Origin of the sequence: Rhizobium sp. PP-F2F-G48 (assembly GCF_004342335.1) — a bacterium.
Classification (GTDB): Bacteria; Pseudomonadota; Alphaproteobacteria; order Rhizobiales; family Rhizobiaceae; genus Ferranicluibacter.
This window is the reverse complement of record NZ_SLVH01000014.1, coordinates 1-13,528: the sequence shown is the minus strand read 5'-3', so window position 1 is coordinate 13,528 and position 13,528 is coordinate 1. Positions and strand designations below refer to the sequence as shown.

Annotated in this window: 12 protein-coding genes and 1 pseudogene; 10 read left to right on the top strand and 3 right to left on the bottom strand. The window is 58.1% G+C overall.

Going from position 1 to position 13,528, the window contains the following annotated elements; all coding sequences use genetic code 11:
• Window positions 1-210: 210 nt before the first annotated feature.
• Window positions 211-1,242, top strand: coding sequence for a hypothetical protein (locus C8J36_RS22685; protein ID WP_132537569.1), 1,032 nt, complete (start codon window positions 211-213; stop codon window positions 1,240-1,242).
• Window positions 1,226-2,338 carry a hypothetical protein gene (locus C8J36_RS22680; RefSeq protein WP_132537568.1) on the top strand — a complete coding sequence of 371 codons (1,113 nt, stop codon included), beginning with the start codon at window positions 1,226-1,228 and terminating at the stop codon, window positions 2,336-2,338. Before C8J36_RS22685 ends, C8J36_RS22680 begins: the two co-directional genes overlap by 17 nt.
• Window positions 2,339-2,448: 110 nt before the next feature.
• Here C8J36_RS22680 and C8J36_RS22675 read toward each other — a convergent pair.
• Window positions 2,449-3,447: pseudogene (locus tag C8J36_RS22675) on the bottom strand (tyrosine-type recombinase/integrase).
• 66 nt (window positions 3,448-3,513) lie between these two features.
• Window positions 3,514-4,665 (bottom strand): site-specific integrase, encoded by a 1,152-nt coding sequence (locus C8J36_RS22670; RefSeq protein ID WP_132537567.1) that lies wholly within the window; start codon window positions 4,663-4,665, stop codon window positions 3,514-3,516.
• A 354-nt stretch (window positions 4,666-5,019) separates the two neighbouring features.
• Between C8J36_RS22670 and C8J36_RS22665 the strand changes: the two genes are divergently transcribed.
• The 5 genes from C8J36_RS22665 (at window position 5,020) to C8J36_RS22650 (ending at window position 9,418) form a co-directional block, all read left to right on the top strand.
• Entirely contained in the window at window positions 5,020-5,580 is a 561-nt protein-coding gene (locus C8J36_RS22665; RefSeq protein WP_281029267.1) for an AAA family ATPase, read from the top strand.
• A 226-nt stretch (window positions 5,581-5,806) separates the two neighbouring features.
• Window positions 5,807-7,213 (top strand): Mu transposase C-terminal domain-containing protein, encoded by a 1,407-nt coding sequence (locus C8J36_RS22660; RefSeq protein ID WP_245506708.1) that lies wholly within the window; start codon window positions 5,807-5,809, stop codon window positions 7,211-7,213.
• A gap of 32 nt (window positions 7,214-7,245) precedes the next feature.
• The gene (locus C8J36_RS25485) at window positions 7,246-7,443 is read left to right on the top strand and encodes a hypothetical protein (protein WP_245506707.1); all 198 of its coding nucleotides are present in this window, start codon (window positions 7,246-7,248) and stop codon (window positions 7,441-7,443) included.
• Window positions 7,440-8,357 carry a TniB family NTP-binding protein gene (locus tag C8J36_RS22655; protein WP_207897603.1) on the top strand — a complete coding sequence of 306 codons (918 nt, stop codon included), beginning with the start codon at window positions 7,440-7,442 and terminating at the stop codon, window positions 8,355-8,357. The genes C8J36_RS25485 and C8J36_RS22655 overlap by 4 nt, the downstream gene beginning before the upstream one ends.
• Window positions 8,354-9,418, top strand: coding sequence for a TniQ family protein (locus C8J36_RS22650; protein WP_132537565.1), 1,065 nt, complete (start codon window positions 8,354-8,356; stop codon window positions 9,416-9,418). Before C8J36_RS22655 ends, C8J36_RS22650 begins: the two co-directional genes overlap by 4 nt.
• Here the strand turns inward: C8J36_RS22650 and C8J36_RS22645 are convergent.
• Window positions 9,405-10,322: a recombinase family protein gene (locus tag C8J36_RS22645; RefSeq protein ID WP_132537564.1), complete on the bottom strand. Its 918-nt coding sequence runs from the start codon at window positions 10,320-10,322 to the stop codon at window positions 9,405-9,407. The two genes, C8J36_RS22650 and C8J36_RS22645, sit on opposite strands and share 14 nt — an antisense overlap.
• Before the next feature lie 521 nt (window positions 10,323-10,843).
• Here C8J36_RS22645 and C8J36_RS22640 point away from each other — a divergent pair.
• The 3 genes from C8J36_RS22640 to C8J36_RS22630 all read left to right on the top strand — a co-directional run bounded on the left by C8J36_RS22640 (window position 10,844) and on the right by C8J36_RS22630 (window position 13,012).
• On the top strand, window positions 10,844-11,968 hold the full coding sequence (locus C8J36_RS22640; protein ID WP_132537563.1) for an RHE_PE00001 family protein: 1,125 nt from the start codon (window positions 10,844-10,846) through the stop codon (window positions 11,966-11,968).
• Between the two features lie 70 nt (window positions 11,969-12,038).
• On the top strand, window positions 12,039-12,536 hold the full coding sequence (locus C8J36_RS22635) for a hypothetical protein (protein WP_132537562.1): 498 nt from the start codon (window positions 12,039-12,041) through the stop codon (window positions 12,534-12,536).
• 53 nt (window positions 12,537-12,589) lie between these two features.
• Window positions 12,590-13,012, top strand: coding sequence for a hypothetical protein (locus tag C8J36_RS22630; RefSeq protein ID WP_132537561.1), 423 nt, complete (start codon window positions 12,590-12,592; stop codon window positions 13,010-13,012).
• The last annotated feature ends 516 nt before the right edge of the window (window positions 13,013-13,528 follow it).

The window sequence follows — 13,528 nt, the reverse complement described above, 5'->3', positions numbered from 1 at the left end:
CAATCAACGTGTCGTTCATATTATAGCTCCAAACTGTCGCGGCCACATCGACCGGTATGATCAGAGGTAGTGAAATCGCCGTAAGATCGGAAATCCGCATTTTTGCGCCAAGGTAGCGCTTGTGATAATCCCATACACGTCTGTTGCGCAAAATTGCGCATTTGGCGCAACCTCCAAAAGCTGCTTTGACGAGCGCAAAGGAGTTTAACAATGGCCGACTGTCTACCGGATGCCGAGGCAATCAAGCGGGCGATCAGCGAAGCTATTCATGAACGACATCTATTTGTTGATCGTCACGACGCTGCCCGTGCTGTCTTCTCCAAGTGGCGGCAAGTCCACACTGACCCATGCGACAGTTGGCGCCATGGCACCGGCAAGAAAGCGAACGCCTTGCCGCCTGATCCCGATCAAACGAACCCTTACAGTAGTTTTCAGCGCTATATGACCGGCAGAGCGCCGCAAAACCTGCGTGGCTGGGAAATGGTGGCGGATCTGTTGGAAAAGCGGGTCGAGGAGATCCTCCATCCCGGTGGGCGAATGGAGACGATGGTGGCTGCCTCTATAAAGCCATTCGGTGCGGTCATGTCGCCTGGAGATCTTCCGCTCGCCAACCTCGCGACCGTCGAGGTGATCAGGCCGCAGCCGCGCCAAGGCGCCAACGCTGTCTCGGCCGATAGTGAGAGAAGACAGGCAATCGCGCTGACGGCGCGGGCAATCTTCAACACCATCAGACGAGAAGAATTCTGCGCCCCAGACGGATCACTTATTGCTGTCGCTGATATGGAGCTGAGGCATGCCTATCTGATTGTCCGCGTATCGGATCCAAGTGTAGCTGTTCTGAGCGGCATCGGGACAGAAGGAAAGGTCGTGTTCCAGTCAATCGAAATTTCGTATCTCGGCACGGAGAGCGAACTTGTGGTGTTCGAGGTGGCGCCAACGGACAAAACTAAGACACTAGCGGGAACCGTCCAGCGGCTCGAGGATCTGGTCGAACTTCAAGGCCGCTTTACCGATCAGGACTACATCGGAGCAGCGATCGACAAGAACGGCATCCAGCTCGTCAACGTTGAATTCGAAGGCAATATTGCGAAAAGCGATGAGCGGCCAATTTCGCTCGCTCTCAAACAACAACTTCTGGCTCGCGGCATTCAGTTGACCAACGCCGGTTCGTCGACAGACGAGCGGCGAGTGACAGCGCGGCGTTATTTCATGAGGTCGGTCATCGATGAACCTGAGCTCTGACATTGTCTTGCAGCTTTCGACAATCGATGACTTGGCCATCGACGATCCCTTCTTGCTGCTCGATGCAATCGGCGAGGATCCGTCAACGTTCTTCGATCATGGCCGGTGGGAAGGCCTCGATTTTTCAGACTACGACATGCGGATGGTACACTTTGATGGCGCCATCCTGACGGGCTGCATTTTCCGTCAGGGGGATATTTCGGACGAGACACGGAAGGCCTGTCTCGTTTTTTCAGGCAACCGTTTCGTCGAGGTCAAGAGCAAGCAGGTCTATGTTTCATACCCGAGGGAGGGGGGCGCGTCTTCAGACCAGCCCATGTCACCGAGCGAAGTAGCCGAGCGCATCTCTGTTTACCATCGCCAGATCCAGACCGCACGATCATTTGAGGAAGCGCTCCAAGTCATCGCCGCAATGGATGAACGTGGTATCCAAGCGCGCGTGGGGACATTCACCGAAGCAGTGCATCGCGCTGACGGCCTCGACGATATCATTAAGCTGATGAGTGAGAGTACGCGCCGCAATATAGAGCTAAGTGAGAGTTTCTTCGCTTATGCACTGAAAAAGTGCGCGTCCGTCGACGACATGCACCGCATTCTTTCTGAGATGGATGCCCGATCGTTACGACCCACAGCAAAGACGTTCGAGAAGGCGCTGGAGACGGCTAGGTTTGATCCTGAAGTAGCGCGCATTGTTTCTGTCATGCGCGAACGGTTCATCGTTCCCCAAAGCCAGGCCTTCAATGCCTTTGTCCGCAGGACGAAATTGTTTCAAGATCTTCGCGAGCTCTTCGGCAAACTCCGCGTGCTCGGCATTAGTATCAACAATGAAATGTTGGAATGGGCCCTAAGACAATCCCACTCCGTCGAGGACATGGCAGAGATCGTCGAGCAACTCGCGGCAAGGAACGCCCCACTGGACAGGCCCTATCTTCGTTATCGGTACAAGGAAGCGCAGATAGAGACTTTATTCGAGCTTCTCGACAGGGCGCGCTATGAAGGCAACGACGCTGTAATCCGCCTATTGGAGGAAACACTTCGATATAACGATCGACCGAGCCTCGCTCAACATGAAGGCGTGGTGGCCCTGCGGTTATAGAGAACCAATCAACGCAGAATTGAAGCTTTCGCTGCTCGCACTGAGCGATTAATGCACTGTCGGACGCTTTTTAGAACATCGCGAATTACAGATCTCGGCGCAGGCTCGTTTCACAACATTCGAGCGGCTCGTCCACTTCGGCGGATTGTGTTATTGTGGTAACTTGAGGCCTGTTGCACCCCAACTATGGCGGGATTGATCAATCGCTTCAATCAATGGGATGTTGCGGATGGTTGCTTTCCGTCAGGAAGCCCGATCGCAGTCCGTGTGCGGAAAAATCCACAGGGTCCAAACCTGCCATCTCGGCCCGCTGCTTGAGAATGGCATTGACCGACTGCGGATCTATCGCCCGCTTCGAGACCGCCCCCCAACGCCCGATCGCGCGAAACACACTGCCCTTGTCAGTTTTTGCAGCCACCATTCAGGCATCCAGGCATCCAGCGCCTCGACGGCCCGCCGGGCGGTGGAGATAGACGACGTCGTGCTCTTCACCCGTGGCGGTTCTCATGCGGCGAGATGGATAGCAAGCGAGGGTAGGGGAGGCCGTTCGTCCTCTCGATCGGTGCCTCAGGCTCAGCTGCTTGACACGCAGGCTGGAAATCTCGCTGCGCCGGCGGCCGCCGGAGGCAAAGGCGACCATCAGGATCGTGCGGTCGCGAGGCTGTCGTGTCGGTGGCGCAGGTCGCCAACAGTTTCGCCACAATGTCGCCGGTGATCGCCTTGGCGCTTTTCCTACGGCGAGTCCGGGGAAGGCGCGCACTGGGAGCCGAAGAGCGGATTTAGGGGCAGGGGGAGGAAAAGGCGCCAACATGACCACGCCATTCGGTCAGCGTCGACTAGTGTGCCAGCCGACGGCGCACGGTCGCCGGCGCATGGGAGGCCGACCGATTTCAGGAACTTTGGCTCCGACGCTTTTCATCGACCTCGACCGGCATGCCGTGGTCGGCTCCGGTCTCGCGGTGTTGCGGGTCCCAAAGGTGATGCGAAACGAATTTGAGCAGCAGCGTTTCTGGCGCTGGCCAAGGCAGGGATTTTTTTGTGGCAGCGCGGCCCAAGGCTTCGAGATAGGCGTGATCCGAGGTGAGCGCGCGAAGAGTGTTGGCGCCCATCTCGGCCCAAAAGCTGTTTCGGCAGCATTTGAAAGATACGGCCGCGTCTCACTATGGAATAATCAGTTACAGCAAAAGGCGGGCAGCCCGTCCTGTTCGCCTGCTTGCGTTGTTGTAATAACTAGAGGCCTGCTGGACCGATCTATGTCGGGACTGCTCCATGGCTTCTGGCAAAGGAACGCCGCGATTGGCGGCCTCTGTCAGATAACCCGACCGCAGCCCGTGCGCCGAAAACTCGCCAGGCTCCAGCCCGGCCAGCGCCGCCCGCTGCTTGACGATCTGGTTGATCGCACTTGGCTCCAGCGCCCGCTTCGAAACATTGCCCCAGCGATCGATCTTGCGAAAAACGCTCCCCGTTTCGATTCTTCCAACCTTAAGCCAGGCGTTGAGCGCATCGACGGGCCGGCCCGTCAGGTAGACAACTTCATCGTGTTCCGAGCCAGACGTTTTGGTGCGACCCAGATGTATGGCGAGAGAGGGGAGGGGAGGGCCGCCTTCGACGGTGATCGGTGGCTCCACCGTGAGCTGCTCCCTGCGCAAACCGGCAATCTCACTGCGACGGCGGCCGCCGGAGGCAAAGGCGACCATCAGGATTGCCCGGTCGCGGATATCGCGCAGGCTGTCGGTACCACAGGTAGCCAACAATTTTGCCAGGACGTCGCCGGTGACCGCCTTGGCGCTCTTGCGTTTCCTTGGCCGCGGCGTCGCCCGCACCGCAAGACGGATCGCGGACTTCAGCGAAGGGGAGGAGAAGACACCGGTCAGCCCGCGCCATTTTGTCAGCGTCGACCAACTGGCAATCCGCCGCCGCACTGTGTCGGGCGCATGCGGTCCGGAGGATCGAAGGAAGCGCTGTTCGCGCAGGCTCTGCTCGACGGTGGCCGGCATGCCGTGGAGCGCATCGATGGCGCGCTGTTCAGGCTGCCAGAGATGGTGGGCGACGAATTTCAGAGCCAAGGCTTCGGGCGCCGGCCAGGGGAGGGAGCCTCCGGTTGCGGCAAGCGACCAGGCCTGTAGATAGGCGAGGTCGGAGGTGAGGGCGCGCAGGGTGTTTTCGCCCATGCCTTCGTTGACCAGATGGCGCAGCGTTTCGATGTCCTGGTCGGTCAACAATTCGGCCAGTTCGTCGCGCCGGTCGATTGGCAGCACGCTGGCAATGGTGTCGAGTTCGTCGGCACGGCGATCGACGGCGGTCTTGGTAATGGACAGCTTGGCCACAGAGGAACTCCGGATCAGCGGTTTGCGACGGCCGAGCGGCCGCGGATTTACCGGATTCTTTCTTGTCGATCAGCGAGGTGCACCGGAATCGATTTCGTTCTAATGATAGCTGTTTTGGTCTTCCAAGATCAGTGGAATCTACTGAGTTGGCCGGAATGCGCCAAAAGGCGACATAGCGGCTGTCGCAATATTGCCTAGACTTGCTCGTTCCGGCGTTCTAGTTTGGCGCTCGGCTAGCTTGAAACAGTATCAGGCTCAGCCCTTTTTGCATCGTCTGCCGCATTGGATGCGGTCACGGATGCGCTTCATCCTCGAATTTAATGTAATCTCACCGCGCACGCGGGAGGAGTTTCTATGGATAACGCCGAACATATGTTCGTCGTGACCGGTGGCCCCGGTTCCGGCAAAAGTAGTCTGATCAAAGCGATGGCCAAGCGCGGCTTTCGCATTATGCCCGAGGCAGGCCGAGCCATCATACAAAATCAGGTCAGGATTGACGGACCAGCTCTGCCGTGGGCGGATCGAGCTATATTCGCTGAACTCATGTTGGGTTGGGAGATGCGTTCTTACCACGAGGCTGTTGCAAGTGATGTGCCTGTACTGATGGATCGAGGGATACCTGATGTTGTCGGCTATCTCACGCTCTGCAATCTTCCTGTTCCGGCTCATATCGAGGCGGCGGCGGAAATCTATCCCTACAACAAGCAGGTTTTCCTCGCACCGTATTGGGACGCCATTTTCACGCAGGACACCGAGCGCAAGCAGGATCGGCAAGAAGCCGAAGCGACCGGCATCGTCATGGCTGAAACCTATACCCGACTTGGCTATCAGATTGTCGAGCTTCCACTAGTTGGGATTGAGCAGCGTGCCGACTTTATGGCGGATAGATTACGGGCAATGTCGCGCAACTCCTGAATTCTGTAACAGAAGCAGGAAATCTTCGTCGCTAAACTCACTCGCAAAAGTCGGCAAATCACGACCGATTTTTGCGACGAGCAATGACTGGTTTGGGCTAAAAGCAGCCGCCATCGGTAGAACGGCTTTCGAGACCAGGCGTCTTTCAACTGTCATTCTTGGGGAGCATCCTTCGATCTGCAGTAATTGATCGTTGCCATGCCGACAGCTCGGCGAGGAGGCATCAATGGCGCAGGCACCCAACAGGACGCTCATCAGCGATACGGCTTGGCAGAAGGCCGTGGCCCGCGAGGCCGTCATTCGGCCCATCGCTTTCGAAAAGAAGTTGACCGGCCCGGAGAGATCTGCCGCGTGCAGGGAGTTGGGCCTCAAGCCAACAAGATTCTATCAACTGCTCGCGCAGTTCCGGCGAAAACCGGTGACCAGCTCATTGCTGGATGAAACTCCTGGCCCAGAGAAGGGGAGGCGGCTCCTGTCATCGGAACAGGAAGATGCCGTCACCTGCGCTATCCAAGAGATCTATTGCCGCCGCGAGCGGCCGACGATCACCGCCGTTCATGATCATGTTCGGGTCATCTGCCGTCAGCGAAACCTGGCTGCACCGTCTTGGAAGGCCGTGAAGGTTCGCATTGATCGCTCCGACCAGAGAAAGCTGGCCAAAGCCCGAGAGGGTGCCACGGTCGCCTGTCAGCAATACAAACCCGTTACCGATGAGTATTCAGTCGGGCACGCATTGGAAGTCGTGCAGATCGATCACACGTTAGTCGATCTCTTCGTCGTTGACGCTGTAAATCGCCAACCATTGCAGCGTCCCTGGCTGACGTTAGCGATCGATGTCGCCAGCCGTATGGTGGCCGGCTTCTACCTGAGCCTTGAGAATCCATCTTCAACATCCGTGGCTTTGGCCATCCGGCACATGGTGTTGCCGAAGGCTTCGTGGCTCGCCGAGCGAAACGTGGTCGGCGACTGGCCCGTCCATGGATTGCCCGCCGCCATTCATCTCGACAATGCTCGGGAGTTTCGGGGAAAAGCGCTGGCCTGGGGTGCGGCCGAACATGGCATCAATCTTATCCATCGACCAGTTGCTCGCCCACATTACGGCGGTCATATCGAGCGGCTTATCGGTACGATGATGGGCGCCGTTCACTTTCTGCCCGGTTCAACATCGAGCGATATTGGCTCCCGTGGCGACTACGATCCGCAAAAGCATGCAGTCATGACCTTTGACGAGCTGGAGCGGTGGCTGACGCTTGAGATCGTCGGCCGCTATCACGCCGATATCCACCGTGCGCTGAAGATTCCGCCTTGGCTGGCTTGGGAAGATGCCGTTCTCGCGCGTGGTGAGCCTTTACGGCTTCCCTACGACGAACACCGTTTCGTCCTGGATTTCCTACCATTTGAGGAACGTGTCATTCGCCGAGACGGACTCCACCTGTTCGGCCTCAAATATTGGGACGATGTATTGAGCCCATGGACCGGTGCGCCGGACAAGATGCGGGTCCGTTACGATCCCCGGGACATTCCTGCGTGTTCGTCGACGGGCCAAATGGCGAAAGCTGGCCGGTTCGGTTTGCAGACCTTGGCCGGCCACGGATCACGCTCGGTGAACACCGGCAGGCCGTGGCCGCTTTGAGGGCTCGTGGTCTGCAATCGGTCGATGAGCACTTGATCTTCGATACCATCGAAGCCCAGCGACAGATTGTCGAGGTGGCAGGTCGCCAAACACGGAGCATCCGCCGGGGAACCGAGAGACGGTCGCGAGCGCTGGCGGCCACCGACCGGCAGCATGTGGAAACAATAGATGATGCCAACGAAGACGATTTCTCCGATCTGGCACCATTGTCGGTGGAGGAATGGTCATGACGGAGTACCCCCATCTCCTACCAGCCTATCGCCAGTATGCCGAGATGGGGACCGAGGAACGGGTCGCCTGGATCCGTGCCGATCGTTGGCTGGAAACAGCCGATGCGGGGGCTGCGCTGGCGCGGCTTGAGGATCTGCTCTCCTATCCGCCGCGGGATCGAATGCCCTGTCTGCTCCTCTATGGCGATACCGGCATGGGAAAAACGAAAATCATCCGAAAGTTTCTTCGCGATCACCAGCCCATCTTCGATCGTGGAACCGGGGTGACGAACATGCCGGTCGTGGCAATGCAAATGCCGGCCGAACCGGTCGAACGCGATGTCTACGGCGAACTCCTCAATGCAATGAGTGCACCGGGTCCAAGCGGAGACGCGACCTTCCGACTGAAGACCACTTGCCGGACCCTGATGCGCAGGATGGCGGTTCGGATGCTGATCATTGATGAGATCCATGCCATGCTGACCGGCACATATAGGCAGCAACGGGTCTTCCTCAACGTCATCCGATTTCTGGCGAATGATCTCAAAGTCCCGTTGATCTGCGCCGGGACCGATCTCGCCCGACAGGCGTTGTTGACGGATGCTCAGCTCGCGGAGAGGTTCGAGGCAATTCACCTGAAGCGCTGGTCCAATACAGAGGAGCTCGCACAGTTGCTGGCAAGTCTCGGCAGCATTCTGCCTTTGCGCGAGCCATCCCAGCTTGGAACCGCAGCAGTGCGCCGCAAGGTGCTGGAGATGACCGACGGCGTTACGGTTCGAATATTTCGCCTGATCGAGACGGTTGCGGTCGAAGCCGTCCGAAATGGGAATGAGAGGATCACCTTAGAGAGCTTGGACGCTGACAACCTTGTCCTACCTTTGGTCGCGATGGCGCGGCGCACTGAAGGGCGCCTGCGCCGACATGCCAACCCGTGAGAGCGGTGCGGCTGCTGGCAATTGCCCCACGGCCCTTTGAGGACGAACTTCTCAGCTGTTGGCGTTGGCGGGTAGCGAGCCATTATTGCAGCTCGCCCCGGCAGATCGAGAACTGGATACGTGGCGTTTCAGAAGTCTCGAAGCCGCATCTCTTCGGTCACGACGTCCCTACCGAACAATCCGCAACCCGATTATGGGCGCTTGCCTGTCGCCTGCGGCAAGGCGATCTCGAGCGACTATCTCTGCAGAATACCGGGCGCAGTAGGGCGTCATTCGTCAGCGACCCTGCACATCGAGGCGTTTGTCCGACATGCCTGGATGAGGATGCCGAAGAGGGGAGGGATCACTATTGCCGACGGTCCTGGGCATGTGTGGAAGCAGTGGTCTGCCAACGGCACAAGATTGGCCTCGAGATTAACTGCGGTGGCTGTTTCCGCACTGGTCCGTTTCAGTTTCGGTCTACACCTGCCGGGCTTGCCAGACTGTTTTGCCGTGAATGCGATGCGATTATTTCGGCGAGGAGGTTTCAGCGCCGCAATCAAACCGACTTGCTGCAGGTCGCTTCTTTGATCGGCGAGGCCATCGACAAGGGCGGGACGGAGTTCGAACGCATTAAAACGGCAAGCAGATTCCTCTGGTCGTCGCGGCCGGAAGGGATGCCATACATCGCCCTGCTGGGTTTATCACTGCCTCATGGTCAATTGCCATCAGTCACAGCAGGCGCGACGCCGATGGCCAGCCTTCCACCAGCATGGCGAGCCGTGACCATTGCGGCCATCGCAGACCTCATCGTTCAGCGGGCGTCCAAAACGGCTCTGCTTTCTCCCTCGGTCCGTGAAGCCTTTCGACAATTCGAGCGCGGGCCGGTCCTGGAGGATCATCAGTTACCTCCGCCAGCGCGGGCGGCGTCAGTCCTAAATCTCCGTTCGGAAACCGAGTACCGGCAGTTGGCCCGCAGTATTGTCGAAAGCGACGGATGGAAATCTCTGCCGTCCAAAGCAGGGCGCGCAAAAAACAGGGCAATCGGCAAGCTGATGCTCCGCGCCCTCAATGGCGGATGAGGCCAAACCGATGAGCCTCATCCAGCAGGTGGCGAACAGAGGAAGGCTGCCATTTCCGCCCACCGCGCGCCGGCCGCTCACCCATCTGATCTAGTTGGGCGGCAATGTCGCGCAGCGACAGGCCGGGATCAGCAATGGCAATGGCCGCAACAAGCTTCATCAGATGATCTTCCGGGGCGCGCCGTGGCGAGCGCGCCAAAAGCTCAGGCTCTGCCAGCTTCTCGCGGACCATCCGGTGCACCGCGCGGCGCAGGCGTTCCACCGTCCAGTCATGGCCCCGGCGATTGAGAACTCGGACGACATTGTCCCAGCTGTGCTGGGGGCGAAGTTGCCGGACCATGGGCAACCAAGTTTGGGCGGAAGAGATCAGCTCGTCGAGATAGAGTTTTTCACGTGCCTTCGAGACCGCCTTAATCGCTTCTGGTCGCCGCTCTCGAAGTCCGGGATTACCCGGCAGCTTGCCACGAGCTTTTGCCGCCTTAATGCCAGCTCTGGTTCGTTCGGCGATCAAAGCCCGTTCGAGCTGCGCGACGGCCCCGAGAACCTGAAGAGAAAACATCCCCTGCGGTGTGGACGTGTCGATCGGATCGCGGATCGATCGGAAATGCACGCCGCGCTCTTCAAGATCCTCTATCACCTGCAACAGGTGGCTGACCGAACGGGCGAGGCGATCCAGTCGGACGACGACAAGCACATCGCCAGCGACGAGGTCGCCGAGCAGTCTGGTCAACACGGGCCGAGCCCGTGAAGCACCGGATCCATGCTCCTGAAAAATCCGCTCGCAGCCGGCGGCGCGCAGCTCGTCCATCTGCGCATCATGGACCTGATCGTCGGTCGAAACGCGGGCATAGCCGACCAAACGTTTGGGGGCCAGCGCTGGATTGGCGGCCTGTCGTTTTGCCATGGTTTTCTCGCGCAATTTTCAGGTGCTTTGTACAGATAAGGAATGTATGAGAAAATGACCAGTTGCAAGCGTCGTTTATGACCTAAATACAGCCCCGCCAGACTCGAAATCCGATGTCGGACAGGCCTACGGCCGCAACCGGCGTAAAACGCGCTTTAGTGGCCATATATGGAGGAAATGCCGAAAACTGGGGCGTTCGAGGAGAGAGGAGGAGTGAGTAGCGTTGACGGAGGCAGGGATTGCGGAGAAATCCGTGCTCACTCTAGAGGAGAGGACTGCTTGCCCCGATCTTGTATCCACCGCTGTTCCACCGATCCTCGCAGAAATCTGCCCGAAAGGCCGGAAAACCGAGCGTTTCCGCTCATCCAGGCCGACTGACAAAGGTGATTTGGGAGGCATATCAATCTACCATCGATAAACGTTTGTTATCGATGGTTAGATCGCCAACCGCTGATCATACCATGTGAGGAACCGTAACATTCAGATGGAGTTCCTGTCAGAAATCATTTACCATAATTTCAATGGCTTACGATCTCGCAAAAATCAGCATGACCGCCTTGATGCGGCCGGCCTTCGACGCCGGTATCGCACTCACGCGTCTGGACGAGCGCATCGCCCGCTCACCGGTCGGTCAGGGATGGATCGAGCGCACCCAGTTCACCGACGCCTGCGCCTCGCTGTGGATCGACGGCGAACTCGTTCACCTGGAAGACCTCGTCCTCCACGACGCCACCCGCGATATCCGCACCCCCACCCACGAACTGACCATCGCCCGCGACGTGCTGCGCACCCGCCGGCGCATTGTATCGCACGCACCAGATTGGGTGTTGTCGGCAGTGGGTATCCGAACTTTGCGACAGACGTCGGACATCAACCCGGCCGGCGCTGAGGCGGTGCATCCGGGCGGCGTCATTCGGCCTGCGGTCGCCATCGATCCGGAGGGGGAGGATGGTGATGACGCGGAGAGTGTACCTGGCGTCGACTATGCCGCCATCGATGCGGTACTTGCCCGATCGGAGGCCGCGATCGAGAAAGCAACCCGGCCCGGCCACGGCGGCGGCCAAGACAAAGATCCGATGATCTACGATCTCGACTGGGACGAAGACGCGCGGCTGGACGAATGGCGTGCAGTGTTGCGCCAGGCCGAAAATCTGCCGGCGGTGCTGCAGGCGATCGTCGCCCTCGATGCGTGGAATGAGCTTGCCGTCCTGCAGCACGCGCCATGGCTCGGCCGACTGTTGGCCGCCTCCATCCTCCGCCAGGCCGGCATCACGTCGGGCACCCATCTGGCCGCCATCAATCTGGGCATGAAAACCATTCCGGTCGATCGGCGCCGGCATCGCGATTGGGAAACTCGGCTGCTGGCCATCGCCCACGGCCTGGCCGTGGCTGCCGAGATAGGGCTGAAGGAACATGACCGGCTGACGCTGGCGAAGACGATGATGGACCGAAAACTGGAGGGGCGACGAACGTCTTCAAAATTGCCGGAGCTTGTCGAGCTGGTGATGGCAAAACCGCTGGTGTCGGCCGGGATGGTGGCGAAGACGCTCGACGTCACGCCGCAGGCGGCGCGGCGGATTGTTTTGGAACTCGGCCTGCGGGAGATGACGGGGCGGGGGAGGTTTCGGGCGTGGGGGGTGCTGTAGTGGAAGGGTCGTCAGATAAATACTACACTTTCAACCACAATGTCTTAGCACCGAGAACTAGGGATTTGCCATGACACAAGATTCGTGGGGAAAAGTGGTTGCTACCCTTTCGGCGCAAATGGATGCGGCCCCGACCCAGTTCTTTTCCACGTTTTCTCGCTTCGAGTGGGCCTTTGGGCAGGAGGGAGAGACATTCACCCTTAAGCCGCCTAGCCCTGGCATCAGTTGGGACAAGGTCGGTCAGGCGTTTGGCGGCAAGTTTTACCAACTCGTTAAAGCCGATGTGGAGGCGTCTCGCATTATCGCTGATCCTCCAAAAGCGATTGAAAACTTAACCGGCCTCGGTCTTCGGTTTAACGCTACGCCTCCGCGTTGCGGCGACGCCTCAGCCGTTTTTCATGCGCTCGCGCGTATCCGCAACAACTTTTTTCATGGTTGGAAAACCGGCCTCGAGGCGGATGATCGGCAGCACATTGCCGACGGCAATGCGGTCCTCCGGATCGCCTACGAATTTTGCGACAATCACCCCCAGCTTCAAACAGTCTCGCACCACCTTATGTATATATGATCAGCGGTTTGAGAGATCGTGTAAGCTATGATCTCCGACTTAGGAGGTGGTGCGTGACTACCATGGACAATCACTACGAAATCATGGGCCGCATTTTGGCCCACTTGATCAAGGTCGGACTTCGTCGCGTCGAATTCACAGAGGATGACGCTTATAAGATATTGTCCAACGGAATCGAGACCGACGAGGATCTTCCCGTGATTTTTGCCGACATCTTGAGGTGGATGCTCGAGGAAAACCTAATTCGCAGCGGTAGAATACACTTAATGATGGACAGCAGCTACATATTCCAGGACGTGCAGCTAACGTCGAGAGGCATAGCCGCTGTACAGGCCAAACCCACTGATCCTAGCCTTGGTGAAAGTGTCGAAGAGACCGTGGCGGGCAACAATGAACTTGACGCTTCGACCTACACAAAAATCGGTTCTTTTGTCGGCGGTTTGATGGGAGGTTTTACGCAGGCCTTGTCGGGCTGAGACCGGATCCCAATACTAGTTTTTTAGCTGACCTAAGACCCATCTTCCCTCCAGTTTTCAGTAGAATCTGGGGTTCCATCTGACCTCCATGCGGCCAATTTTTCCATAGCCATTTTCATTGCGAATTCACCGGGCGTAGTGTTGCCCAGTGAAGAGTGTGGTCTGTTTCGATCTAGTCCTCCTTTCATGCTGTGATGAGCCGGGGGGGGGCGGTGTCAACGCAATTCTTGTGAGGAAATGGATCAAGAATACCCTTCAGGTACGTCCTCTACAGCGCCCAGGCGACGCTGGCCGAAGCCAAAAAGCCGCGGTCGGTAATCGCCTGTCTGGATCGCGTTGCATGGGCCGATCTGGTGCCCTGCGGAGCCTGTCGTGGCCGCAGGGTGAACCACCCTGAATAGCCCCGAGATTTGTAGACACCTTCTTTCCTAAATTGAGGCAAGAAGAGCATCATGAGCAAATCGAATTTCAGCGAAGAGTTTAAGCGGGACGCGGTTCGTCAGATCACGGAACGGG